The following is a 26,134-nucleotide window of genomic DNA, read 5'->3' as shown; positions in this document are numbered from 1 at the left end:
TTTTCGAATCAGGCCAGGATGTTCCGACATCCTGTGTACTCGGTCGTACATCCAGCCGGTTGCCTGATTCCTTGCATTGAAGCGATGTACGGAGTTTATAGAGCAATGAAATTACCGATCTATCTCGATTACTCCGCAACCACGCCGGTGGACCCGCGTGTTGCCGAGAAAATGATGCAGTTCCTGACCCTGGACGGGACCTTTGGTAACCCGGCCTCGCGTTCACACCGTTTTGGCTGGCAGGCTGAAGAGGCGGTAGACATCGCCCGTAATCAGATTGCCGAGCTGGTCGGTGCCGACCCGCGCGAAATCGTCTTTACCTCCGGCGCGACGGAATCCGATAACCTGGCGATTAAAGGTGCAGCCAACTTTTATCAGAAAAAAGGCAAGCACATCATCACCAGCAAAACCGAACATAAAGCCGTGCTGGACACCTGCCGTCAGCTGGAGCGCGAAGGGTTTGAAGTCACCTACCTCGCCCCGCAGCGTAACGGCATTATCGATTTAAAAGAACTGGAAGCCGCGATGCGTGATGACACCATCCTTGTTTCCATTATGCACGTGAATAACGAAATCGGCGTGGTGCAGGATATCGCTACCATCGGCGAGTTGTGCCGCGCCCGCGGTATCATTTACCACGTTGACGCGACCCAGAGCGTGGGCAAACTGCCTATCGACCTGAGCCAGCTGAAAGTTGATCTGATGTCCTTCTCCGGCCACAAAATCTATGGCCCGAAAGGCATCGGCGCGCTGTACGTGCGTCGTAAACCGCGTATTCGTATCGAAGCGCAGATGCACGGCGGCGGTCACGAGCGCGGCATGCGCTCCGGGACGCTGCCTGTTCACCAGATCGTCGGTATGGGTGAAGCTTACCGTATCGCGAAAGAAGAGATGGAAAGCGAAATGGCCCGCCTGCGCGGCCTGCGTAACCGTCTGTGGGACGGCGTAAAAGATATGGAAGAGGTCTACCTGAACGGCGATCTCGAGCAGGGCGCGCCGAACATTCTCAACGTCAGCTTTAATTACGTTGAAGGCGAGTCGCTGATTATGGCGCTGAAAGACCTGGCGGTCTCTTCCGGCTCCGCCTGTACTTCCGCAAGCCTCGAGCCGTCCTACGTGCTGCGCGCGCTGGGGATGACCGACGAGCTGGCGCATAGCTCTATTCGTTTCTCTTTAGGTCGTTTTACTACCGAAGAAGAGATTGACTACACCATCAATCTGGTTCGCAACTCCATTGGTCGTCTGCGCGAACTTTCTCCACTATGGGAAATGTTCAAGCAGGGCGTGGATCTGAACAGTATTGAATGGTCACATCACTAATTCGGCACCAATAAGGAGAATTCATCATGGCTTACAGCGAAAAAGTTATCGATCATTACGAGAATCCGCGCAACGTCGGCTCTTTCGACAATAGCGACGAAAACGTCGGCAGCGGCATGGTTGGCGCGCCGGCGTGCGGCGACGTGATGAAGTTGCAGATTAAAGTCAACAATGAAGGTATCATTGAAGACGCGCGTTTCAAGACCTACGGCTGCGGTTCCGCTATTGCTTCCAGCTCCCTGGTGACCGAATGGGTAAAAGGGAAATCGCTGGACGAAGCTCAGGCGATTAAAAACACCGATATCGCAGACGAGCTCGAGCTGCCGCCGGTGAAAATTCACTGCTCTATTCTGGCGGAAGACGCGATTAAAGCCGCGATTGCGGATTACAAAAGCAAACGTGAAGCAAAATAATTAAGAGTTGAGGTTTGTTATGTCGATTACTTTAAGCGACAGTGCAGCAGCGCGAGTCAACGCCTTTCTGGCCAACCGCGGTAAAGGGTTTGGCCTGCGCCTGGGAGTCAGAACTTCCGGCTGTTCAGGTATGGCTTATGTACTGGAGTTTGTTGACGAACCAGCGGCAGAAGACACCGTGTTTGAAGACAAAGGCGTGAAAGTCGTGATCGACGGCAAAAGTTTGCAGTTCCTCGACGGTACGCAGCTGGATTTCGTCAAAGAAGGTCTTAACGAAGGGTTCAAATTCACCAACCCGAACGTGAAGGACGAGTGCGGCTGCGGCGAAAGCTTTAACGTGTAATTGCAATGTAATCTAAACCCCACTGCGGACGTCCGTAAGTGGGGTTTGCTTTATCTCGTTAACCCTGAGGTTGCTATGGACTATTTTACCCTCTTCGGGTTACCGGCCAGCTATACCCTTTCGTTAGAACCCCTGGCTGCCCGGTACCAGGAGCTACAGCGCCAGTATCATCCCGATAAGTTCGCCAGCGGCAGCGCGGCTGAACAGCTCGCCGCGGTGCAGCAGTCCGCCACCATTAATCAGGCGTGGCAAACCCTTCGCCATCCGCTGACCCGCGCCGAATATCTCCTTTCACTTCACGGTTTCGATCTCGCCAGCGAGCAGCATACCGTGCGCGATACCGCGTTCCTGATGGAACAGCTGGAACTGCGCGAAGAGCTCGATGAGATAGGCAAGGCGAAAGATGAAGCGCGGCTGGAAAGCTTTATCAAGCGGGTCAAAGCGCAATTTGATACCCGGCATCAGCTGATGGTTGAACAACTGAATAACGAGACGTGGGAGGCGGCGGCGGATACCGTGCGCAAGCTGCGTTTTCTCGATAAACTGCGAAGCAGTGCGGAACAACTCGAAGAAAAACTGCTCGATTTTTAATTTTCGGAAGCAATTATGGCCTTATTACAAATTAGTGAGCCCGGACTGAGCGCCGCGCCGCACCAGCGACGTCTGGCGGCGGGTATCGACCTGGGCACCACCAATTCACTGGTGGCTACCGTGCGTAGCGGCCAGGCCGAAACTCTGCCCGACCATCAGGGGCGCTATTTGCTGCCGTCGGTGGTGAACTATCAGGCTTCGGGTTTGACGGTGGGCTATGACGCGCGGCAAAACGCCGCTCAGGATCCGGTCAACACCATCAGCTCCGTCAAACGCATGATGGGCCGCTCTCTGGCCGATATCGAGGCCCGCTACCCACATCTGCCTTATCAGCTGCAGGCCAGCGAAAACGGCCTGCCGATGATTCAGACTACGGGGGGTTTGCTCAATCCGATCCGCGTATCTGCCGATATTCTAAAAGCGCTGGCCGAACGCGCCACCGAGGCGCTGGCGGGCGAGCTCGACGGCGTGGTGATTACCGTGCCGGCCTACTTCGATGATGCTCAGCGTCAGGGAACCAAAGACGCGGCGCGTCTGGCGGGCCTGCACGTGCTGCGTCTGCTGAACGAGCCGACCGCGGCGGCGATAGCCTACGGCCTGGACTCCGGTCAGGAAGGGGTCATCGCGGTTTACGATCTCGGCGGCGGTACTTTTGATATCTCCGTGCTGCGCTTGAGCCGCGGCGTGTTTGAAGTCCTGGCCACCGGCGGCGATTCCGCGCTCGGCGGCGACGATTTCGATCATCTGCTGGCCGATTATCTGCGCGAGCAGGCTGGCCTGAGCGATCGCAGCGATAACCGCCTGCAGCGCGAACTGCTCGACGCGGCGATCGCGGCGAAAATCGCCCTCAGCGATGCCGAGACGGCGCGGGTGAACGTCGGCGGCTGGCAGGGGGGGGTGACCCGCAGCCAGTTTAATGCGCTGATCGCGCCGCTGGTCAAACGCACCTTGCTGGCCTGCCGTCGCGCGTTGAAAGACGCCGGCGTTGAGGCGCAAGAGGTGCTGGAAGTGGTGATGGTGGGCGGCTCGACCCGCGTGCCGCTGGTGCGCGAGCGCGTCGGCGAATTCTTTGGCCGTACGCCGCTGACCTCTATCGACCCGGATAAAGTCGTCGCCATCGGCGCGGCGATTCAGGCGGATATCCTGGTGGGCAATAAGCCGGACAGCGAGCTGCTGCTGCTTGACGTCATTCCGCTCTCTCTGGGGCTGGAAACCATGGGTGGCCTGGTGGAGAAGGTTATCCCGCGCAACACCACCATTCCGGTGGCGCGCGCGCAGGAGTTCACTACCTTCAAAGATGGTCAGACGGCGATGTCTATCCACGTTATGCAGGGCGAGCGCGAGCTGGTGCAGGACTGCCGCTCCCTGGCGCGCTTTGCGCTGCGCGGCATTCCGGCATTACCGGCGGGCGGGGCGCATATTCGCGTAACCTTCCAGGTGGATGCCGATGGCCTGCTGAGCGTGACGGCGATGGAGAAATCGACCGGCGTTGAGGCCTCTATCCAGGTGAAACCGTCCTACGGTCTGACCGATGGCGAGATCGCCAGCATGATTAAAGATTCGATGAGCTACGCCGAACAGGATGTCCAGGCGCGTATGCTGGCCGAGCAAAAAGTTGAAGCCGCGCGCGTACTGGAAAGTCTGGTCAGCGCGCTGGCCGCCGACGCCGCGCTGTTAAGCGCCGCAGAGCGTCAGGCTATCGATGACGCCGCGGAGCAAGTGCGCGCCGCAGCGGCAGGTGACGATGCCGATGCAATCAAAGAAGCGATTAAAAATATCGACACACAAACCCAGGAATTTGCCGCACGTCGTATGGATCAATCGGTCCGTATCGCGCTGAAAGGCCAATCCGTGGACGAGGTTTAAAATGCCAAAAATTGTTTTTCTGCCCCACCAGGACCTGTGTCCGGATGGCGTAGTTGTGGAAGCTGAGACCGGTGAGACCATTCTTGATGCAGCGCTGCGTAGCGGTATTGAGATTGAACACGCCTGCGAAAAATCCTGTGCCTGCACCACCTGCCACTGCATCGTGCGTGAAGGCTTTGACTCGCTGGCGGAAAGTACCGAAGATGAAGACGACATGCTGGATAAGGCCTGGGGGCTTGAGCCCGACAGCCGTCTGAGCTGCCAGGCGCGGGTGACTGACGAAGATTTGGTCATCGAAATTCCGCGTTACACCATCAACCACGCACGCGAGCATTAATATGGGACTGAAATGGACTGATAGTCGTGAAATCGGCGAAGCGCTGTACGACGCTTTCCCGGATCTCGACCCGAAAACCGTTCGCTTCACCGATCTGCATCAGTGGATTTGCGATCTGGAAGAGTTTGATGACGATCCGAACGCATCCAATGAAAAAATTCTTGAGGCGATTCTGCTAGTCTGGTTAGACGAAGCAGAATAATTTTCGCGTCATGATTTATCCGGTGGTTTAAGCCGGATGAATCAACGAGCGAAAGAACTTTACGGGCTGCCATACGGCGGCCCGTTTGCTAAGAAGGATAATGATAATGACCGAAGCTATGAAAATTACGCTTACCGCTCAGCCAGCCGATGCGCGCTGGGGAGAAAAAGCATCTTACAGCATTAATAACGACGGCATCGCCCTGCATCTGAACGGCAAAGACGACCTCGGTTTGATTCAGCGCGCGGCGCGAAAAATTGACGGCATGGGCATCAAACATGTCGCGCTAGACGGCGAGGGTTGGGATACCGATCGCGCATGGGCGTTCTGGGCCGGCTATAAAGGCCCGAAAGGCAGCCGCAAAGTGGAGTGGCCGACCCTCGACGATGCGCAGAAAAGCGAACTGGATAACCGCCTGACCATTATTGACTGGGTCCGCGACACCATCAACGCCCCGGCGGAAGAGCTGGGGCCGGAACAGCTGGCGCAGCGTGCGGTAGACCTGCTGTGCAGCGTAGCCTGCGATAACGTCTCTTATCGCATCACCAAGGGCGAAGATCTGCGCGAGCAGAACTACCTGGGCCTCCACACCGTCGGCCGCGGCTCCGAGCGTCCGCCGGTCCTGCTGGCGCTGGACTATAACCCAACCGGCAACAAAGAAGCCCCGGTGTACGCCTGCCTGGTCGGTAAAGGCATCACCTTTGACTCCGGCGGATACAGCATCAAGCAGAGCGCGTTTATGGACTCGATGAAGTCCGATATGGGCGGCGCGGCGACGGTAACCGGCGCGCTGGCGTTCGCCATCACGCGCGGCCTGAACAAGCGCGTGAAGCTGTATCTGTGCTGCGCCGATAACCTGATTAGCGGTAACGCCTTCAAACTGGGCGATATTATCCACTATCGCAACGGCAAAACCGTGGAAATCATGAACACCGATGCGGAAGGTCGCCTGGTGCTGGCGGACGGCCTGATCGATGCTTCGGCGCAAAAGCCGGCGCTGATCATCGATGCCGCCACGCTGACCGGCGCGGCGAAAACCGCGCTGGGCAATGATTATCACGCGCTGTTCAGCTTTGACGATGCGCTGGCGAATCGCCTGCTGGCGAGCGCGCAGGCTGAAAACGAAGCTTTCTGGCGCCTGCCGCTGGCTGAGTTCCACCGCGGCCAGCTGCCGTCCAACTTTGCTGAACTGAACAATACCGGCAGCGCAGCCTATCCGGCCGGCGCCAGCACCGCGGCGGGCTTCCTGTCGCACTTCGTGGAGAATTATCATGAAGGCTGGCTGCATATCGACTGCTCGGCGACCTACCGCAAATCTGCGGTTGAGCAGTGGTCGGCGGGCGCGACCGGCCTCGGCGTGCGCACTATTGCTAATTTGCTGACCGCGGAATAACCCTTTCCCCTGACCCTCCCCCTGCTGTTTCAGGGGGAGGTCACGTTCGGCTTTCTCCCGCTTCCTCTGTGGAGGGAGGCGGGGTGAGGGGATTTTCGTTGTGGAACTACTATGTCAGAAACTAAAAATGAGCTAGAAACCCTGCTGGAGAAGGCGGCTACCGAGCCAGGCCATCGTCCGGCGTTTTTCCGTACGCTGCTGGAAGCTACCGTGTGGGTACCCGGAGCCGCCGCTCAGGGCGAGCAGGTCGTTGAAGACAGCGTGCTGGATCTGCAGCACTGGGAAAAAGATGATGGCACATCGGTCATTCCTTTTTTCACCTCGCTGGAAGCGCTGCAGCAGGCCGTTGAGGACGAACAGTCTTTTGTGGTGATGCCGGTGCGCACGCTGTTCGCCATGACCCTCGGCGAAACGCTCTATCTCAATGCCAAACTCGCCACCGGCAAAGAGTTTGCGCCGCGTGAGATTAGCCATCTGCTGGGGGAAGAGGGCAGCCCGCTCAGCACCCAGACCGTGATTGAAGGCGGAGAGTCGCTGTTGCTGTCTGAGGTTGCCGAGCCGCCCGCGCAGATGGTGGACTCGCTGACCACGCTGTTTAAGACCCTGAAAACGGTGAAGCGCGCGTTTTTATGCTCTATCAAAGACAGCGCCGATGCGCCAGCCAACCTGCTGATTGGCATTGAAGCGGAAGGCGATATTGAGGAGGTTATTCAGGCGACCGGCAGCGTGGCGACCGATACGCTTCCCGGCGACGAGCCGATTGATATCTGTCAGGTGGTGGAGGGGGAAAAGGGGATTAGCCACTTTATGATCGCCCACATCACGCCGTTCTATGAAAAGCGCTGGGGCAGCTTCCTGCGCGACTTTAAGCACAATCGGATTATTTAACTCAACGGGGGCTCAGGCCCCCATTGTTCTCTTTACGGCCTACTGCGCCGGTTCAATCGGCAAATCCGTCCGCGCGCCCCATTCGCTCCATGAGCCGTCGTACAGGCTAACGCCGTTAACGCCGAGGGTGGTGAGCGCCAGCACGACGACCGCCGCCGTTACGCCGGAGCCGCAGCTGGCAATAATCGGCCGTTCAAAATCGACGCCCTGACGCGCGAAGATCTCGTTGAGTTCATCGGTGGTTTTGAGTTCGCCGTTAATCACCAGTTCCGTCCACGGTACGTTTAGCGCGCCGGGAATATGCCCGCTGCGCAGTCCCGGTCGCGGCTCTGCCACCTGGCCATTAAAGCGTCCTGCCGGGCGCGCATCGACGATCTGCGCCGATCCTTCATGGCTGACCAGCAGAACGTCGGTTAACCGTTTGATCACTTGGGGATCGAAATTAGCGTCAAACTCGCCTTCCGGCAGCGCCGGTAGACCTTGCTCCAGCGGCAGCTCATCGCGACGCCAGCCTTCCAGTCCACCGGCGACAATCGAAACTCTTTCGACACCGAAGGTGCGCAGCATCCACCAGGCACGTGGCGCGGAGAAGAGATTGCCTTCATCGTATACCACCAGATGCTTATCGCTGCTGACGCCCAGTTCACGCATGGCGACGGCAAATGCCTCGGCGCGCGGCATCATATGCGGCAGCGGGCTGGTATGGTCGGAGAGGGCTTCGATATCGAAAAAAACGGCGCCGGGAATATGGCCTGCCTGATACTCAGCGTTAAGATCGCGCTGTTCCTGTCCCGGCGGAGCCATACGGGCGTCAATAATCTGGATTTCCGGGTCATCAATATGTTCCGCCAGCCAGTCGGCAGCGACAAAAAACGAGGTAGACATCGGCGTCTCCTTTTTTATTGTTCAAGAATGAATTGTCGACGTTTTCCGGGAGAGTGACAAGTTATGGATCCCAGAGTGGCGACCGTATCACGGATGATTGACTCTCGGGAGTTTGATTCTATTCTCGTCGCTGTTGGTAATGATATTGTTAACGCATAATAATGTGTTCACTTAATGTATCTGGCCTGCGGGCCGAGGGGTTAGAAGGATGAAACCATTTCGTTTGGCGGCACTATCTCTGGCGCTACTCACCGCGCTATCGTTGACCGGCTGCGACGACAGCGGCAAACAGCAGGCGGCTGCGCCCGCGGCGTCTGCGGCGACGGATAAAGCTAGCGCGAAGCCTGATGCCAGCCAGCTGGCGGCGCTGGCGGACAAAAGCAAAGGCAAAGCGCTAACGCTGCTGGATGCCTCGGAAGTACAGCTCGACGGTGCGTCGACTCTGGTGCTGACCTTCTCAATCCCTCTGCAGCCGGATCAGGACTTCTCCCGTAGCGTACATCTGGTCGATAAAAAAAGCGGCAAAGTTGATGGGGCCTGGGAGCTGGCGCCTAACCTGAAAGAGCTGCGGCTTCGCCATCTTGAGCCAAAACGCGAGCTGATTGTATCGATAGATCCAACCCTGGCGGCGCTGAATAAAGCGACCTTTGACAGCAGCTTTGAAAAAACTATTACCACCCGCGATATTGCCCCGAGCATCGGCTTTGCCAGCCGCGGTTCGCTGCTGCCGGGGAAAGTGGTGGCCGGATTGCCGGTGATGGCGCTGAATGTCGATAACATCGACGTCAATTTTTTCCGTATTAAACCAGAATCACTTTCGGCCTTCGTCAGCCAATGGGAATACCGTAATTCATTGAGTAACTGGGAGTCGGATGAGCTGCTGAAGATGGCCGATCTGGTCTATACCGGCCGTTTTGACCTCAACCCCGCGCGTAATACGCGCGAAAAACTGCTGCTGCCGCTGGCGGATATCAAGCCGTTGCAGGAGCCGGGCGTCTATATCGCGGTGATGAACCAGGCGGGCCGCTACAGCTATAGCAACGCCGCGACGCTGTTCACCCTCAGCGATATCGGCGTATCCGCGCACCGCTACCACAACCGGCTGGATGTCTTTACCCAGAGCCTGGAAAACGGCGCGGCGCAGTCCGGTATCGATGTGCAGCTGCTGAACGCCAAAGGGCAAACCCTGGCGCAGGCGAAGAGCGACGCTCAGGGGCACGTGACGCTGCAAACGGACAAAGAAGCGGCGCTGCTGCTGGCGCGTAAGGACGGGCAAACCACTCTGCTGGATCTCAAACTCCCGGCGCTGGACCTGGCTGAATTTTCCATCGCCGGCGCGCCGGGCTTCAGCAAGCAGCTATTTATGTTTGGCCCACGGGATCTCTATCGCCCGGGCGAAACGGTTATTCTCAACGCGCTACTGCGCGATAGTGACGGTAAACCGCTCCCCGAGCAGCCGGTGAAGCTGGAAGTGGTTCAGCCGGATGGCCAGGTTATTCGTTCGACGGTCAGCAAACCGGTTAACGGCCTGTACCAGTTTACTTATCCCCTTGATAGCGGCGCGGCGACCGGGATGTGGCACATTCGCGCCAGCACCGGCGACAACCAGCCGCGCGAGTGGGATTTTCACGTTGAAGATTTTATGCCTGAGCGCATGGCGCTGAATCTCACGCCGCAAAATGCCCCGGTTTCGCCGGCTGCGGATGTCAGCTTTGCCGTGAGCGGGGCGTATCTGTACGGCGCGCCGGCCAGCGGCAACCCGCTGCAGGGTAAACTGTTCCTGCGTCCGCTGCGCGATGCGGTGCCTGCGCTGCCGGGCTTCCAGTTTGGCGACATTGCCGAAGAGAACCTTTCCCGCAGCCTGGATGAAGTACAGACCACCCTTGACGATCGCGGACGTGCGGAAGTCACCGCCGCCAGCCAGTGGCAGGAGAGCCGCTCGCCGCTGCAGGTGATCCTGCAGGCCAGCCTGCTGGAGTCCGGCGGCAGACCGGTCACGCGCACCGTCAGGCAGCCGATATGGCCGGCCGAAACGCTGCCGGGTATCCGACCGGAATTTGCCCTGAAAGAGGTTTACGACTATCGCACCGACAGCACTATCAAGCAGCCGGTGGTGGATGAAAACGGCACCGCCGCGTTTGAGATTGTGTATGCCGACGCCAAAGGTGAGAAGAAAGCGGTCTCCGGGCTGCAGGTTCGGTTGATTCGCGAACGCCGCGACTACTACTGGAACTGGTCCGAGAGCGAAGGCTGGCAGTCGCAGTTCGATCAAAAAGATCTTCAGGAAGGTGAGGAGTCGCTGGATATTTCAGCCGGACAAACGGCGAAAGTGAGCTTCCCGGTCGAGTGGGGTTCTTATCGCCTGGAAGTTAAAGGGCCGGATGATGCGGTCAGCAGCGTGCGCTTCTGGGCCGGATACAGCTGGCAGGATAACAGCGACGGCCAGGGGGCGGCGCGTCCGGACCGCGTCACCATGAAGCTGGACAAACCGGCCTATAAACCGGGCGATACGATCAAGCTGCATATCGCCGCTCCGGCAGCCGGTAAAGGCTACGCGCTGGTGGAATCAAGCGAAGGGCCGCTGTGGTGGCAGGAGATTGACGTTCCGGCGGAAGGGATGGAGTTATCGATCCCGGTGGATAAAGCGTGGAATCGTCACGACCTGTACCTCAGCACCCTGGTGATTCGTCCGGGGGATAAATCCCAGTCCGCGACGCCAAAACGGGCGGTGGGTCTTCTGCATCTGCCGCTTGGCGATGAAAATCGCCGTCTGAATCTGACGCTCGAAGCGCCGGAAAAAATGCGCCCCAACCAGCCGCTGACGGTCAACGTTAAGGCCAGCGTCAAAGAAGGCGAGACGCCGAAACAGGTTAACGTACTGTTCTCCGCCGTGGATAGCGGGGTACTTAATATCACCGACTATGCAACGCCGGATCCGTGGAACGCTTTCTTTGGACAGAAACGCTACGGCGCTGATATTTACGATATCTATGGTCAGGTGATCGAAGGGCAGGGGAGACTCGCCAGCCTGCGCTTCGGCGGCGACGGTGATGAACTCAAACGCGGCGGCAAACCGCCGGTTAATCACGTGACGATTATCGCCCAGCAGGCGCAGCCGGTGATGCTGGATGAGAAAGGCGAAGGAACGGTGACTCTGCCGATTGGCGACTTTAACGGCGAACTGCGGGTGATGGCCCAGGCGTGGACCGCTGACGATTTTGGCAGCAGCGAAGGGAAAACGATTGTGGCAGCGCCGGTCATTGCCGAGCTGAACATGCCGAGATTCCTCGCCAGCGGAGATACCACTCGTCTGGCGCTGGATCTCAGTAACCTGACCGATAAGCCGCAAACCCTCAACGTTGCGCTGACCGCCAGCGGTCTGCTGCAGCTTGAAGGGGGAGAAATACCGCCGGTGCAGCTGGCGCCCGGCGCGCGTAGCACCCTGTTTATACCCGTCCGCGCGCATGAAGGTTTCGGCGATGGTCAGGTGAATGCCACTATCAGCGGCCTGAACCTGCCGGGTGAAACCTTCGCGCCGATGCAGAAGCAGTGGCAGCTGGGCGTGCGTCCGGCTTTCCCGGCGCAAACCGTGAATTCCGGCGCCGTTCTCCAGCCGGGTGAAAGCTGGCAGGCTCCGGCGGCGCAAAGCGAGGGCTTCTCGCCGGCGACGTTGCAGGGGCAACTGGTGTTCAGCGGCAAGCCGCCGCTGAACCTGGCGCGCTATATTCGCGACCTGAAAGCCTATCCCTATGGTTGCCTGGAGCAGACCACCAGCGGGCTGTTCCCGTCGCTCTATACCAACGCCGTCCAGCTTAAAGCGTTGGGCATCAGCGGCGATAGCGATGAAAAACGACGCGCGGCGGTGGATATCGGCATTTCTCGCCTGCTGCAGATGCAGCGCGATGATGGCGGTTTCGCCCTGTGGGATAAACAAGGGCCGGAGGAGTACTGGCTGAGCGCCTACGCGATGGACTTCCTCGTCCGGGCGGGCGAGCAGGGCTACAGCGTCCCGACTAACGCTGTCAACAGCGGTAACCAGCGTCTGCTGCGTTATTTACAGGAGCCGGGGCTGATGACCGTCCGCTATAGCGATGATGCCCAGGCCAGCCGCTTTGCCGCTCAGGCCTACGCCGCGCTGGTGCTGGCCCGGCAGCAGAAAGCACCGCTCGGCGCGCTGCGCGAGATCTGGAGCCGTCACGACCAGGCGCGTTCCGGTCTGCCGCTGCTGCAGCTGGGCGTGGCCCTGAAATTGATGGGCGATGCGCCGCGCGGCGACGAGGCCCTGAAGCTGGCGATGGCCACACCGCGTCAGGATGCGAACCGCTGGCTCGGCGATTACGGCAGCGAACTGCGCGACGATGCGCTGAAGCTGGCGCTGCTGGAGGAGAACAAACTGCTGCCGGAAGCGCAAAATACGCTACTCAGCAATCTGGCGGAAGAGGCATACGGCCAGCGCTGGCTTTCGACGCAGGAGAGTAACGCCCTGTTCCTGGCCGGGCGTACGCTGCAGGATCTCCCCGGCAGCTGGCAGGCGCAAACCTCCGTGCAGGCCGAACCGCTCTCCGGCGATAAAGCGCAAACCCGCAACCTGACCGGCGACCAGCTGGCGGCCTTGCAGGTGACCAATACCGGCCAGCAGCCGCTGTGGCTCCGTCTCGACAGCAGCGGCTATCCGCAGAACGCGCCGCAGCCGGGGGGCAACGTGCTTGGCATTGAACGGCAAATTTTCGATACCCAGGGCCAGCAGAAATCGCTCTCTTCGCTGCGCAGCGGCGAACTGGTGCTGGTAAAGCTGGAAGTGACGGCAAAGCGTAACGTCCCGGACGCGCTGGTGGTGGATTTACTCCCGGCGGGGCTGGAGCTGGAAAACCAGAATCTGGCCAACAGCAGCGCCAGCCTGCAGGAGAACGGCGAGGTGGTGCAGAATCTGCTTAACCAGATGCAGCAGGCCGATATTCAGCACATTGAGTTTCGCGACGATCGCTTCGTCGCCGCGGTGGCTATCAATGAAGGCCAGCCGGTGACGCTGGTTTATCTGGCGCGCGCGGTGACGCCGGGCACCTATCAGGTACCGCAGCCGCAGGTCGAATCAATGTACGTGCCGCAGTGGCGGGCAACCGGCGCGGCCAGCGGACCGCTCACAGTTGCACCCTAAATGCGGGCACTGAAGCGCATTAAACGCTGCTGGCGCTGGCTGGCGGCGTTTATTTTTTTGCTGTGGCTGCTGCTGCTGGCCGCCGATCGCCTGTGGCCGCTGCCGCTGCGCGAGGTGACGCCTGCCAGAGTGGTGGTGGCGGAAGACGGAACGCCGCTGTGGCGTTTCGCCGACGCGCAGGGCGTCTGGCGCTATCCGGTGACCCTGGCAGACGTTTCGCCGCGCTATTTACAGGCGCTGATCCAGTATGAAGATCGCTGGTTCTGGGATCACCCCGGCGTTAATCCGTTCTCGATCGTTCGCGCCGCCTGGCAGGATCTCACTTCCGGGCGGGTGATCTCCGGGGGCAGCACCCTGACCATGCAGGTGGCGCGTCTGCTCGATCCGCATCCCCGGACCTTCGGCGGCAAGCTGCGTCAGCTATGGCGCGCGCTGCAGCTGGAGTGGCATCTGTCAAAAAGCGAGATCCTCACGCTCTACCTCAACCGGGCGCCGTTCGGCGGTACGCTGCAGGGGATCGGCGCGGCCAGCTGGGCCTATCTCGGTAAACCGCCCGCGCAGCTCAGCTATGGCGAAGCGGCGCTGCTGGCGGTACTGCCGCAGGCGCCGAGCAGGCTGCGTCCGGATCGCTGGCCGGCGCGAGCGCAGGCGGCGCGCGATAAAGTGCTGCTGCGGATGGAAAATCAGGGCGTGTGGCCGGCGCAGCCGGTACGAGAAGCCATCGAAGAGCCCATCTGGCTCTTTCCGCGGCAGATGCCGCAGCTGGCGCCGCTTTTTGCCCGCCGCGCGCTGGCGAGCAGCCGCGCAGAGAAGGTGGTAACGACGCTGGATGCCGGACTACAGCGGCAGCTGGAAGACCTGGCGCTGAACTGGAAATCGCGCCTGCCGCCGCGCAGCTCTTTAGCGATGATCGTGGTCGACCATACCAATATGAAGGTGCGTGGTTGGGTAGGGTCGGTGGATATCAACGATGATAGCCGCTTTGGTCATATTGATATGGTCTCGGCGATCCGCTCCCCGGGCTCGGTTCTGAAGCCGTTTGTTTATGGTATGGCGCTGGATGAGGGGCTGATCCATCCGGCCTCGTTGTTACAGGATGTGCCGCGACGGTTTAGCGACTACCGACCGGGGAATTTTGACAGCGGTTTTCACGGGCCGGTGAGCGCCAGCGACGCGCTGGTTCGCTCGCTGAACCTTCCGGCAGTGCAGGTGCTGGAGGCCTACGGGCCGAAGCGTTTTGCCGCCAGGCTACGCAATGCCGGATTACCGCTGATGCTGCCCGCCGGCGCGGAGCCGAATCTGTCGCTGATCCTCGGCGGCGGCGGCGCGCGTCTGGCGGATATCGTGGCGGCGTACAGCGCGTTCGCCCGCCATGGTAAGGCGGGACAATTGCGCATCACGCCGGACTCACCGCTGGTTGAGAGGCCGCTGCTGTCGCCGGGCGCCGCTTGGATCGTGCGGCGCATGCTGGCCGGCGAAGCGCAGCCGGTGCCCGATGCGTCGCTGGTGCAGGTGGTGCCGCTGGCGTGGAAAACCGGCACCAGCTACGGCTATCGCGACGCCTGGGCGATCGGCGTGAACGCCCGCTATCTGATTGGTATCTGGACCGGACGACCCGACGGCACGCCGGTCGTCGGGCAATTTGGCTTCGCCAGCGCGGTGCCGTTGCTGAACCAGGTGAATAATATGCTGCTGGCGCGCCCGGTCATGAGCCGCGTCGGATTGCCGGCCGACCCTCGCCCGCCGTCGGTCAGCGCCGGGACGGTTTGCTGGCCCGGCGGGCAGAATTTACCCGCGGGCGACGCGAACTGCCGCCGACGGCTGGCCACCTGGCTGCTCGATGAGAGCCAGCCGCCGACCCTGCTGCTGCCCGGCCAGGAAGGTATTCGCGGGATTCGTTTTCCGGTATGGCTGAATGAGAAAGGGCAGCGGGTGGCGGCAGATTGCCCCGGTGCGGTGGCGAAAAGCCTCGACGTCTGGCCGCTGCCGCTTGAACCCTGGCTGCCCGCGGGCGAACGACGTCGCGTCAGGCTGCCGGCGGTTTCGGCGGACTGCCCGCCGGTGCAAACCGCCGATGCCGCCCCGCTGGTGCTATCCGGCATCCGTGAAGGCGCGGTGGTTAAACGTCTGCCCGGCGAGCTGAAGGTGATGCTGCCGTTGCAAACGACCGGCGGGGAAGGACGGCGCTGGTGGTTTCTGAACGGCGAACCGCTGACCGCAGAAGGCGCCAGCGCGACCCTTAACATCGATCGCCCTGACCGTTATCAGCTGGTGGTTATGGACGAGGCGGGGCAAATTGTTGCCGCGAACTTCACCGTGCAATAAACGTAACGTGCCTTAATTGGCGGGATTTGTTGTTTAAGGTCGCTTTTTTTTAAAAAAATGTTACCTAAACACATAGGCAATAGCCTTAGATGATGATTATAATTCGCGCCGTATTTATCGGTCTCATCTGCTCATCTGCAAAACAGAACAACATATATAAAGAGGTTATCATGGCTATTGAACGTACTTTTTCCATCATCAAACCAAACGCGGTGGCAAAAAACGTTATTGGCGGCATCTTTTCTCGCTTTGAAGCTGCAGGGTTCAAAATTGTTGGCACCAAAATGCTGCATCTGACCGTTGAGCAGGCTCGCGGCTTCTATGCTGAGCACGAAGGTCGCCCGTTCTTTGACGGTCTGGTTGAATTCATGACTTCCGGCCCGATCGTGGTTTCCGTGCTGGAAGGCGAAAATGCGGTTCAGCGTCATCGCGACCTGCTGGGCGCAACCAACCCGGCGAACGCGCTGGCGGGTACCCTGCGCGCAGACTACGCTGACAGCTTCACCGAGAACGGCACCCACGGTTCCGATTCCGTTGAATCCGCTGCGCGCGAGATCGCGTTTTTCTTTGCTGAAGGCGAGGTTTGCCCGCGCACCCGCTAATCTCCCGCGTCTTTCACGCCACCGCTTTGTTGGCTTCATTCGCGCACCCCGGTCACATAGTTATCTATGCTCCCGGGATTTGCGAATTCGCCGCCTCGCCGTGACGTAAAATACTTTGGAGATACCCATCCTCGTCGTCTTTTCGACTATCGTGGTGTTGGCTGCGCGCGTTCCCCCCGGTCGCTTATCTATGCTCCCGGGGCTTCACTTGCTTACCGCCTTGCGACAATCGAAAATCCTTAGAGGATCTGCCAGGCAGTTACAGATTTTTTCATCATTGCTGCGTGCAAACGTGGTATTGATGGACCAGAATTTGTAGAATACAGCGCCCCGGATGAGCAGTCGCTCCCGGGGCGTTTCTTTTTTCAACCCTCCAGGGGCCATAACGTGTAATAACGAGGCCGGAATCAATTATGTCTGAACAAATAGTCACGCCTGATAGCGCCGCTCTGACGGTGCCGAACAAAGATGCCAAAATCAACCTGCTGGATTTGAACCGTCAGCAGCTGCGCGAGTTTTTCAAAAACATGGGCGAAAAGCCTTTCCGCGCCGATCAGGTGATGAAATGGATGTATCACTACTGCTGCGATAACTTTGACGAGATGACCGATATCAACAAAGTTCTGCGCGGCAAATTAAAGGAAGTCGCGGAGATTCGCGCTCCGGAAGTTGTTGAAGAGCAGCGCTCCAGCGACGGCACCATTAAGTGGGCGATTGCCGTTGGCGATCAGCGCGTCGAAACCGTGTATATCCCGGAAGACGATCGCGCCACCCTGTGCGTTTCTTCCCAGGTGGGCTGCGCGCTGGAGTGTAAATTCTGCTCTACGGCCCAGCAGGGCTTTAACCGCAACCTGCGGGTTTCGGAAATTATCGGCCAAGTCTGGCGCGCGGCGAAAATCGTCGGCGCGGTGAAGACCACCGGCGTACGTCCGATTACCAACGTGGTGATGATGGGGATGGGCGAGCCGCTGCTGAACCTGACTAACGTGGTGCCGGCCATGGAGATCATGCTCGACGACTTCGGCTTTGGTCTTTCTAAACGTCGCGTCACGCTCTCCACTTCCGGCGTGGTGCCGGCGCTCGATAAGCTTGGTGATATGATTGACGTCGCGCTGGCCATCTCTCTGCACGCGCCGAACGATACCATTCGTGATGAAATCGTGCCGATCAACAAGAAATACAATATTGAGACCTTCCTGAACTCGGTGCGTGGCTATATTTCGAAGTCCAACGCCAACCAGGGACGCGTCACTATCGAATACGTCATGCTGGATCACGTCAACGACGGCACCGAGCATGCGCACGAGCTGGCCGCGCTGCTGAAAGATACGCCGTGCAAGATCAACCTGATCCCATGGAACCCCTTCCCGGGCGCGCCGTATGGCCGTAGCTCCAACAGCCGTATCGACCGTTTCTCCAAGGTGTTAATGGAGTATGGTTTCACCACGATAGTGCGTAAAACCCGCGGCGACGATATTGATGCCGCCTGCGGTCAGCTGGCCGGCGACGTTATCGACCGTACCAAGCGTACGCTGCGTAAACGTATGCAGGGCGAAGCCATCGACGTGAAGGCGGTCTGATAATAAATGATGCAGCGCACAGCCCTGGCGGTGCGCTGCATATTTATGTGGAATCGCCGGGCGAAATACGCTGTTGTGGTTAATAATTACGGTGCGTTTTTGTCGACTTTGAGGCAGTATGTAGCGGTACAACAACCGCTTAGCATTCAATATTGATAAGTCTCTGTGATACCAGGTCATACGGACTTATACTGTTTGTCTGACGTTGAGCAGATGTCTCGCGGCGCGGGGTAACCGGCGCTGAATTTTAAATTTCACGTACCAGTAGTTGTAGCGAATGAATACTGAAGCCACTCAAGACCATCAAGAAGCAAACACCACGGGCGCGCGTCTGCGTAATGCCCGCGAACAACTCGGGCTCAGCCAGCAGGCGGTGGCTGAACGCTTATGCCTGAAGGTTTCCACGGTTCGTGATATTGAAGACGATAAGGCACCCGCCGATCTTGCTTCAACCTTCCTGCGCGGCTATATCCGCTCTTATGCCCGCCTTGTGCACATTCCGGAAGAAGAGCTGCTGCCGATGATGGCCAAGCAGGCTCCGATCCGGGCGGCGAAAGTTGCCCCCATGCAGACCTTCTCGCTGGGTAAACGTCGCAAAAAGCGCGATGGATGGCTAATGAGTTTTACCTGGCTGGTGCTGTTCGTGGTGATCGGCCTCAGCGGCGCCTGGTGGTGGCAGGACCACAAAGCGCAGCAGGACGAGATCTCCACGATGGCCGATCAATCCTCCGCTGAGCTGAATTCTGGCGATAGCAACAGCCAAAGCATCCCTCTGGACAATGGTTCGGCGAATTCTTCCGCCGATACCGCGGCTAACAGCGCGCCGGTAGAGACCTCTTCTGCGCCAGCAACCTCGGCTCCGGCTGCGACTGCGGCCCCGGTCGATAACAACGCCGTTGTTGCGCCTTCTCAGGCTAACGTTGATACGGCGGCTACCCCAGCGCCCGCCAGCCCAACTTCGCCGCTACCGACCGATCAGGCAAACGTGACCGCTGCGCCAGCCTCGGCTCAGGATCTGGTGCTGAATTTTACCGCCGACTGCTGGCTGGAAGTAAGCGATGCGACCGGTAAAAAGCTGTTCAGCGGTTTACAGCGTAAAGGCGGTAACCTCAATCTGAGCGGTCAGGCGCCTTATAAGCTGAAAATCGGTGCCCCGGCGGCGGTACAGATACAGTATCTGGGTAAACCAGTCGATTTGAGTCGTTTTATCAGAACTAACCAGGTTGCACGTCTCACCCTTAATGCCGAACAATCACCGGCGCAGTAACAGACGGGTAACGCGGGAGATTTTTCATGCATAACCAGGCTCCGATTCAACGTAGAAAATCAAAGCGAATTTACGTTGGGAATGTGCCGATTGGCGATGGCGCTCCCATCGCCGTACAGTCGATGACAAACACGCGCACCACCGATGTGGCGGCGACGGTAAATCAAATTAAAGCCCTTGAGCGCGTTGGCGCGGATATCGTGCGCGTTTCGGTGCCGACGATGGACGCGGCGGAAGCGTTCAAGCTTATCAAACAGCAGGTTAGCGTACCGCTGGTTGCCGATATCCACTTCGATTACCGCATTGCGCTGAAGGTCGCGGAATACGGCGTTGATTGTCTGCGTATTAACCCGGGCAATATCGGTAACGAAGAGCGTATCCGCATGGTGGTGGACTGCGCTCGCGATAAAAATATTCCCATCCGTATCGGGGTAAACGCCGGTTCTCTGGAAAAAGATCTCCAGGAGAAATACGGTGAACCGACTCCGCAGGCGCTGCTGGAATCGGCAATGCGCCATGTCGATCATCTCGATCGTCTCAATTTCGATCAGTTTAAAGTCAGCGTAAAAGCTTCCGATGTGTTCCTCGCGGTCGAGTCCTATCGTCTGCTGGCGAAACAGATCGACCAGCCTCTGCATCTCGGGATTACCGAAGCGGGCGGCGCGCGCAGCGGCGCGGTGAAGTCCGCGATCGGCCTCGGACTGCTGCTGTCTGAAGGGATCGGCGATACCTTGCGCGTTTCTCTGGCGGCGGATCCGGTTGAAGAGATCAAAGTTGGCTTCGATATTCTCAAGTCGCTGCGCATTCGCTCTCGCGGGATCAACTTCATTGCCTGCCCGACATGTTCACGTCAGGAGTTTGACGTTATCGGTACCGTTAACGCCCTGGAGCAGCGCCTGGAAGACATCATTACGCCGATGGACATTTCGATCATTGGCTGCGTGGTGAATGGCCCAGGTGAGGCACTGGTGTCGACGCTCGGCGTGACCGGCGGCAACAAGAAAAGCGGCCTGTACGAAGACGGCGTCCGTAAAGACCGACTGGATAACGACGATATGATCGATCAGCTGGAAGCGCGTATTCGCGCTAAAGCATCGATGCTGGATGAGGCGCGTCGCATCGATATTCAGCAGGTTGAAGCGAAATAACGTGTTGGGAAGCGATACGCTTCCCGTGTATGATTGAACCTGCGGGCGCGAGGCGCCGGGGTTCATTTTTGTATATATAAAGAGAATAAACGTGGCAAAGAACATTCAAGCCATCCGTGGCATGAACGATTATCTGCCGGGCGAAACCGCTCTCTGGCAGCGCATTGAAGGCTCACTGAAGCAGGTGCTTGGTAGCTACGGTTACAGCGAAATCCGTATGCCGATTGTAGAGCAGACCCCGTTATTCAAACGCGCTATCGGCGAAGTGACCGACGTGGTTGAAAAAGAGATGTATACCTTTGAGGACCGTAACGGCGATAGCCTGACCCTGCGTCCGGAAGGTACGGCGGGTTGCGTACGCGCCGGCATCGAACATGGTCTCCTGTACAATCAAGAACAGCGCCTGTGGTATATCGGGCCAATGTTCCGCCACGAGCGTCCGCAAAAAGGCCGCTATCGTCAGTTCCACCAGATTGGCGCCGAAGCGTTCGGTCTGCAGGGGCCGGATATCGATGCCGAGCTGATCATGCTGACCGCCCGCTGGTGGCGCGAACTGGGGATCTCCAGCCACGTTGCCCTTGAGCTGAACTCTATCGGTTCGCTGGAAGCTCGCGCCAGCTATCGCGACGCGCTGGTGGCTTATCTTGAGCAGTATAAGGATAAGCTCGATGAAGACTGCAAACGCCGCATGTACACTAACCCGCTGCGCGTGCTGGATTCTAAAAACCCGGAAGTTCAGGCGCTGCTGAACGATGCGCCGACGCTGGGTGATTATCTTGACGAAGAGTCCAAAGCGCACTTCGCCGGGCTTTGCGCGCTGCTGGACGATGCCGGTATTCGCTATACCGTGAATCAGCGTCTGGTGCGCGGTCTCGACTATTACAACCGCACCGTGTTTGAGTGGGTTACCACCAGCCTCGGCTCACAGGGAACCGTCTGTGCCGGTGGGCGTTATGACGGTCTGGTTGAGCAGCTTGGCGGTCGCGCAACGCCTGGCGTCGGCTTTGCGATGGGGCTGGAACGTCTTGTTTTACTGGTTCAGGCAGTGAATCCGGAATTTAAAGCCGATCCTGTTGTCGATATATACCTGGTAGCCTCCGGAACTGACACCCAGTCCGCAGCAATGCGTCTGGCTGAACAGGTACGCGATGCGTTACCCGGCGTTAAGCTGATGACCAACCACGGCGGCGGCAACTTTAAGAAGCAGTTTGCTCGCGCTGATAAATGGGGCGCTCGTGTTGCGCTGGTGCTGGGCGAAGCAGAAATCGCTGACGGAAACGTGGTAGTGAAAGATTTACGCTCAGGTGAGCAAACTACCGTAACGCAGGATAGCGTTGCCGCGCATTTGCGCACACTTCTGGGTTAATTTCCCGGGAAACATTAGTCAGGAGAAGGACTGCGTGGAACTTTACAATAACGAAAACGATCAGGTCGACGCGCTGAAGCGCTTCTTTGCTGAAAATGGCAAAGCGCTGGCCGTCGGGGTGATTTTGGGCGTTGGCGCGCTGGTTGGCTGGCGCTACTGGACCTCCCATCAGTTGGACACCGCCAGAGGCTCGTCTCTGGCTTATGAAAATGCGATTTCCGCGCTCAAATCGGATAAACCAGAAGCGCTGAACGCTGCGCAGAAATTTGCCGCCGACAGCAAAAACACCTATGGTGCGTTTGCGTCTCTTGAGCTGGCGCAGCAGTTTGTCGATAAAAACGACCTGCAGAACGCTGAAAAGCAGCTTCAGCAGGGGCTTACGGCGGCTTCTGATGATAACCTGAAATCGGTTATCAATATGCGTCTTGCTCGCGTCCAGCTGCAGCTTAAGCAGCCTGATGCCGCGCTGAAAACCCTGGATGCCGTGAAAGGCGAAGGCTGGACCGCGATTGTCGCCGACCTGCGCGGTGAGATCCTGCTGAGCAAAGGCGATAAGCAAGGGGCGAAAGCGGCATGGGAAGCGGGCGCAAAAAGCGATGCTTCACCGGCGCTCAGCGAAATGATGCGTATGAAAATAAATAATTTGTCCATCTGAGAGGGACTCGATGCAATTGCGTAAATTACTTTTGCCAGGGCTGCTTTCCGTTACCTTATTGAGCGGTTGTTCGCTGTTTAACAGCGAAGAAGATGTGGTGAAAATGTCGCCACTGCCGACGGTGGAAAACCAGTTTACGCCGTCCACGTCCTGGAGCACCTCCGTTGGCGGCGGTATTGGCGAATTCTACTCTAACCTGCACCCGGCTTTTGCTGATGGCGTCGTGTATGCCGCCGATCGTAAAGGCACAGTTAAAGCCCTGAATTCAGGCGACGGCAAAGAGGTGTGGTCGGTTAACCTGGCCGAGAAAGACGGCTGGTTCTCCCGCGCTCCTGCGCTGCTCTCCGGCGGCGTGACCGTTTCCGGCGGCCATGTTTATATCGGTAGCGAAAAAGCGAAAGTTTACGCGCTGAACACCAGCGACGGTACCGTCGCATGGGAAGCGAGCGTGGCGGGTGAAGCGATTTCCCGTCCGGTCGTCAGCGACGGTATGGTGCTTATTCATACTACTAACGGTCAGCTGCAGGCGCTGAACGAAGCTGACGGCGCGGTGAAATGGACCGTTAACCTGGATATGCCAGCGCTCTCTCTGCGCGGCGAATCCGCACCGGCTACCGCGTACGGCGCAGCGATTGTGGGCGGCGATAACGGTCGCGTCAGCGCGGTGCTGATGCAGCAGGGCCAGATGATTTGGCAGCAGCGTATCTCTACCGCCACCGGTCCGACTGAAATCGACCGTCTCAACGACGTCGATACGACGCCGGTTATCGTGAACGGGGTGATTTATGCGCTGGCCTACAACGGCAACCTGACGGCGCTGGATCTACGCAGCGGCCAGATTATGTGGAAACGTGAGCTGGGTTCAGTGAACGATTTCATCGTCGACGGCAACCGTATTTACCTGGTTGATCAAAACGACCGTCTGCTGGCGCTCACCACCGACGGCGGCGTGACGCTGTGGACGCAAAGCGATCTGCTGCACCGCCTGTTGACGGCGCCTGTGCTGTATAATGGCAACCTGGTTGTTGGCGATAGCGAAGGCTATATGCACTGGGTCAACCCTGAAGATGGTCACTTTGTGGCTCAGCAGAAGGTGGACAGCTCAGGCTTCCTGACCGATCCGGTTGTTGCTGACGGCAAACTGCTGATTCAGGCGAAAGACGGCACGCTGTACGCGATTACGCGTTAACAACAGCGGTAGTCTATTTTTGAGAAACGGCCCCTGGCAGACAGGGGCCGTTTTGGCTTTTTTAAAAACGCCGTGAAAATGGCGTTGTATCGATTTTAGTATGAGGCATTTAACATGATACCTGTGGTCGCGCTTGTCGGGCGCCCTAACGTTGGAAAATCCACGCTTTTTAACCGCTTAACGCGCACTCGCGATGCGTTGGTCGCGGATTTCCCGGGGCTGACTCGTGACCGTAAGTACGGTCGTGCTGAAGTGGAAGGCCGCGAATTTATCTGTATCGATACCGGCGGGATCGACGGTACCGAAGATGGCGTAGAAACGCGGATGGCGGAACAATCGCTGCTGGCAATCGAAGAAGCGGACGTGGTGCTGTTTATGGTCGATGCGCGTGCGGGCCTGATGCCGGCGGATTCGGCAATCGCTAAACATCTGCGCTCTCGTGAAAAACCGACCTTCCTGGTGGCAAACAAAACTGACGGTATCGATGCCGATCAGGCGATTGCCGATTTTTGGTCGCTGGGGTTAGGCGAGATTTATCCTATCGCCGCTTCACACGGTCGCGGCGTTACCAGCCTGCTTGAGCACGTGCTGCTGCCGTGGGTTGACGAGGTGAACCCGCCGGAAGAAGTGGACGAAGACGCGGCATACTGGGCGCAGTTTGAAGCGGAGCAGAACGGCGAAGCAGTTGAAGAGCCGGAAGATGATTTTAACCCGCAGGATCTGCCGTTTAAGCTGGCGATTGTGGGCCGCCCGAACGTGGGTAAGTCAACGCTCACCAACCGTATTCTGGGCGAAGATCGTGTGGTGGTTTACGATATGCCGGGAACCACTCGTGACAGCATCTACATCCCGATGCAGCGCGATGAGCGTGAATACGTCCTTATCGATACCGCAGGCGTGCGCAAGCGCGGCAAAATTACCGATGTCGTCGAAAAATTCTCGGTGATCAAAACGCTGCAGGCGATTGAAGACGCCAACGTGGTGCTGCTGGTGATTGATGCGCGTGAAGGGATTTCCGATCAGGATCTCTCCCTGCTGGGCTTTATCCTCAACAGCGGTCGTTCGCTGGTGATTGTCGTCAATAAATGGGACGGCCTGAGCCAGGAAGTAAAAGAGCAGGTGAAAGAGACCCTGGACTTCCGTCTGGGCTTTATCGACTTTGCCCGCGTGCACTTTATCTCCGCGCTGCACGGCAGCGGCGTAGGCAATCTGTTTGAATCCGTGCGTGAGGCGTACGACAGCGCAACCCGTCGCGTGGGTACCGCTATGCTGACCCGCATCATGACCATGGCTGCTGAAGACCATCAGCCGCCGCTGGTGCGCGGCCGTCGCGTGAAGCTGAAATATGCCCACGCCGGTGGTTATAACCCGCCGATCGTGGTTATTCACGGTAACCAGGTTAAAGATCTGCCGGATTCTTATAAACGCTACCTGATGAACTACTTCCGTAAATCGCTGGAAGTGATGGGCACGCCGATTCGTATTCAGTTCAAGGAAGGGGAAAACCCGTTTGCCAACAAACGCAATACCCTGACGCCGAACCAGATGCGTAAGCGTAAGCGCTTGATTAAGCACATCAAGAAAAGCAAATAAGCTATTTGCCAGCATCAAAACCTAAAGCCCGCATCCGCCGGGCTTTTTTTATTATCGCCATTGTACATGAGCATAATAATAAACTCGCTTGAGGCCAGGTTATAAATGTGAGAAAAACCAGGGAGGATAAATATTTTTTGTGACAATGAGGTCTGAATGAAACGCTTTTTAACCCTCCTGATGCTGTTTCTTATTCCCATAGCCTGTGCCGCTGAATCACAACCGATTGAACCACGCGTTAAGCCTGCTTATCCCGCGAAAGCCGAAAAAAAAGGGATACCGGGTCAGGTTAAAGCGCAATTTGACGTTGATGAGAATGGGCGGGTGACTCACGTTCGGTTATTAAGCTCCGATCCTTCCGGAATGTTTGATAATGAAGTCAGGGCCGCAATGGAAAAATGGCGATACGTCAAAGGGAAGCCTTCCAGCAATAACATCATTACCATTCATTTCATGCCGGGGCCGCCTTGTGTAGAGGTGCCAGCGCCAAACCAGCCCGGCAGTATTCAAAGCAGCGGCGTCCCTTTTCGCTAAAGTATAACGCAGTAAATGAGCGTAGGGAGAATCGTGTCAAACGATGGGGCAGGATATGAAAAAAACAATAGTGATGGTCGGTTTGGTTATTTTAGCCAGCAGCTGTACGCCGTTTCATCCTTCTGACTGTCATAAAACATCAGCGCTTGGGAGCTGTAGCTCCGGACGCTTCAGCGATGACGATAAATATGGCAAACAGGCGAGAGCGATAAAAGAGTCTATTGATTCCCGGTTATCCAATCGCTACGGCTGGACGGGAAAAAAATGCATAATACATCTGAGATTTAGCGATGAGGGGAAACTGAATAGCGTGACAACGAGTGAAGGTCATAAAGCCTATTGTGCCGCGCTGGTTGATGCCGCTAAACGGGCCACTTTTCCGCCGTTTACCGATAAGCAGGTCTATGATGCTTTTGCTCAGTCCCGATTCAGTATGCAGGGTGAATAAAATCAAAGGTGGCGGACCGCCTGGGGCGAATAAC

At 57.8% G+C, this 26,134-nt stretch carries 22 protein-coding genes; 21 read left to right on the top strand and 1 reads right to left on the bottom strand.

Annotated elements, in window-relative coordinates:
• The first annotated feature begins 105 nt into the window (after positions 1-105).
• From iscS to sseB, 9 genes are all read left to right on the top strand, one after another.
• Entirely contained in the window at positions 106-1,320 is a 1,215-nt protein-coding gene (gene iscS, locus HMPREF1144_RS24900; protein ID WP_009654372.1) for a cysteine desulfurase, read from the top strand.
• 26 nt (positions 1,321-1,346) lie between these two features.
• Complete coding sequence (gene iscU, locus HMPREF1144_RS24895) at positions 1,347-1,733, top strand: Fe-S cluster assembly scaffold IscU (protein WP_002913991.1); 387 nt, start codon at positions 1,347-1,349, stop codon at positions 1,731-1,733.
• 19 nt (positions 1,734-1,752) lie between these two features.
• Positions 1,753-2,076 carry an iron-sulfur cluster assembly protein IscA gene (iscA, locus tag HMPREF1144_RS24890; protein ID WP_002913979.1) on the top strand — a complete coding sequence of 108 codons (324 nt, stop codon included), beginning with the start codon at positions 1,753-1,755 and terminating at the stop codon, positions 2,074-2,076.
• Positions 2,077-2,151: 75 nt separating this feature from the next.
• Positions 2,152-2,667, top strand: a complete 516-nt coding sequence (hscB, locus tag HMPREF1144_RS24885) for a co-chaperone HscB (RefSeq protein WP_004104505.1) — start codon at positions 2,152-2,154, stop codon at positions 2,665-2,667.
• A gap of 15 nt (positions 2,668-2,682) precedes the next feature.
• Positions 2,683-4,533, top strand: a complete 1,851-nt coding sequence (gene hscA, locus HMPREF1144_RS24880) for a Fe-S protein assembly chaperone HscA (RefSeq protein WP_009654378.1) — start codon at positions 2,683-2,685, stop codon at positions 4,531-4,533.
• A gap of 1 nt (position 4,534) precedes the next feature.
• Positions 4,535-4,870, top strand: a complete 336-nt coding sequence (gene fdx, locus HMPREF1144_RS24875; RefSeq protein ID WP_004104503.1) for an ISC system 2Fe-2S type ferredoxin — start codon at positions 4,535-4,537, stop codon at positions 4,868-4,870.
• Between the two features lies 1 nt (position 4,871).
• Entirely contained in the window at positions 4,872-5,072 is a 201-nt protein-coding gene (iscX, locus tag HMPREF1144_RS24870) for a Fe-S cluster assembly protein IscX (RefSeq protein ID WP_004104502.1), read from the top strand.
• Between the two features lie 106 nt (positions 5,073-5,178).
• Positions 5,179-6,465: an aminopeptidase PepB gene (gene pepB, locus HMPREF1144_RS24865; protein WP_009654373.1), complete on the top strand. Its 1,287-nt coding sequence runs from the start codon at positions 5,179-5,181 to the stop codon at positions 6,463-6,465.
• A gap of 111 nt (positions 6,466-6,576) precedes the next feature.
• Entirely contained in the window at positions 6,577-7,353 is a 777-nt protein-coding gene (sseB, locus tag HMPREF1144_RS24860; protein ID WP_009654374.1) for an enhanced serine sensitivity protein SseB, read from the top strand.
• A gap of 39 nt (positions 7,354-7,392) precedes the next feature.
• Here the strand turns inward: sseB and sseA are convergent, their stop codons facing one another.
• On the bottom strand, positions 7,393-8,238 hold the full coding sequence (gene sseA / locus HMPREF1144_RS24855) for a 3-mercaptopyruvate sulfurtransferase (protein ID WP_004853206.1): 846 nt from the start codon (positions 8,236-8,238) through the stop codon (positions 7,393-7,395).
• A gap of 208 nt (positions 8,239-8,446) precedes the next feature.
• On the opposite strand from sseA, the gene HMPREF1144_RS24850 reads away from it, so the two are divergent.
• The 12 genes from HMPREF1144_RS24850 to HMPREF1144_RS24795 all read left to right on the top strand — a co-directional run bounded on the left by HMPREF1144_RS24850 (position 8,447) and on the right by HMPREF1144_RS24795 (position 26,100).
• A complete protein-coding gene (locus HMPREF1144_RS24850; RefSeq protein WP_009654375.1) occupies positions 8,447-13,393 on the top strand; it encodes an alpha-2-macroglobulin family protein in 4,947 nt (1,648 codons plus the stop codon).
• Positions 13,394-15,718 (top strand): peptidoglycan glycosyltransferase PbpC, encoded by a 2,325-nt coding sequence (gene pbpC, locus HMPREF1144_RS24845; RefSeq protein ID WP_009654391.1) that lies wholly within the window; start codon positions 13,394-13,396, stop codon positions 15,716-15,718.
• Positions 15,719-15,888: 170 nt separating this feature from the next.
• Complete coding sequence (gene ndk, locus HMPREF1144_RS24840) at positions 15,889-16,320, top strand: nucleoside-diphosphate kinase (RefSeq protein ID WP_004114414.1); 432 nt, start codon at positions 15,889-15,891, stop codon at positions 16,318-16,320.
• Positions 16,321-16,733: 413 nt separating this feature from the next.
• Complete coding sequence (locus HMPREF1144_RS24835; protein ID WP_004123586.1) at positions 16,734-17,900, top strand: bifunctional tRNA (adenosine(37)-C2)-methyltransferase TrmG/ribosomal RNA large subunit methyltransferase RlmN; 1,167 nt, start codon at positions 16,734-16,736, stop codon at positions 17,898-17,900.
• A gap of 277 nt (positions 17,901-18,177) precedes the next feature.
• The gene (gene rodZ / locus HMPREF1144_RS24830) at positions 18,178-19,167 is read left to right on the top strand and encodes a cytoskeleton protein RodZ (protein ID WP_004853199.1); all 990 of its coding nucleotides are present in this window, start codon (positions 18,178-18,180) and stop codon (positions 19,165-19,167) included.
• Positions 19,168-19,193: 26 nt separating this feature from the next.
• On the top strand, positions 19,194-20,315 hold the full coding sequence (gene ispG, locus HMPREF1144_RS24825) for a flavodoxin-dependent (E)-4-hydroxy-3-methylbut-2-enyl-diphosphate synthase (RefSeq protein WP_004104485.1): 1,122 nt from the start codon (positions 19,194-19,196) through the stop codon (positions 20,313-20,315).
• A gap of 91 nt (positions 20,316-20,406) precedes the next feature.
• Positions 20,407-21,681 (top strand): histidine--tRNA ligase, encoded by a 1,275-nt coding sequence (gene hisS, locus HMPREF1144_RS24820; RefSeq protein WP_004104483.1) that lies wholly within the window; start codon positions 20,407-20,409, stop codon positions 21,679-21,681.
• A gap of 34 nt (positions 21,682-21,715) precedes the next feature.
• The gene (locus HMPREF1144_RS24815; protein ID WP_004853194.1) at positions 21,716-22,336 is read left to right on the top strand and encodes a YfgM family protein; all 621 of its coding nucleotides are present in this window, start codon (positions 21,716-21,718) and stop codon (positions 22,334-22,336) included.
• Positions 22,337-22,346: 10 nt separating this feature from the next.
• Positions 22,347-23,525 (top strand): outer membrane protein assembly factor BamB, encoded by a 1,179-nt coding sequence (gene bamB / locus HMPREF1144_RS24810; protein ID WP_004104478.1) that lies wholly within the window; start codon positions 22,347-22,349, stop codon positions 23,523-23,525.
• 114 nt (positions 23,526-23,639) lie between these two features.
• Entirely contained in the window at positions 23,640-25,118 is a 1,479-nt protein-coding gene (gene der, locus HMPREF1144_RS24805) for a ribosome biogenesis GTPase Der (RefSeq protein WP_009654381.1), read from the top strand.
• Between the two features lie 156 nt (positions 25,119-25,274).
• Positions 25,275-25,652 (top strand): TonB family protein, encoded by a 378-nt coding sequence (locus HMPREF1144_RS24800; protein ID WP_009654393.1) that lies wholly within the window; start codon positions 25,275-25,277, stop codon positions 25,650-25,652.
• Between the two features lie 55 nt (positions 25,653-25,707).
• A complete protein-coding gene (locus HMPREF1144_RS24795; RefSeq protein ID WP_042928461.1) occupies positions 25,708-26,100 on the top strand; it encodes a cell envelope integrity TolA C-terminal domain-containing protein in 393 nt (130 codons plus the stop codon).
• Positions 26,101-26,134 lie beyond the last annotated feature (34 nt).

The organism is Klebsiella sp. OBRC7, from assembly GCF_000293135.1.
In the GTDB taxonomy this organism is placed as follows: Bacteria; Pseudomonadota; Gammaproteobacteria; order Enterobacterales; family Enterobacteriaceae; genus Klebsiella; species Klebsiella michiganensis.
Note: the sequence above shows the minus strand (reverse complement) of the source record. Positions and strands in the feature narration are given on the sequence as shown.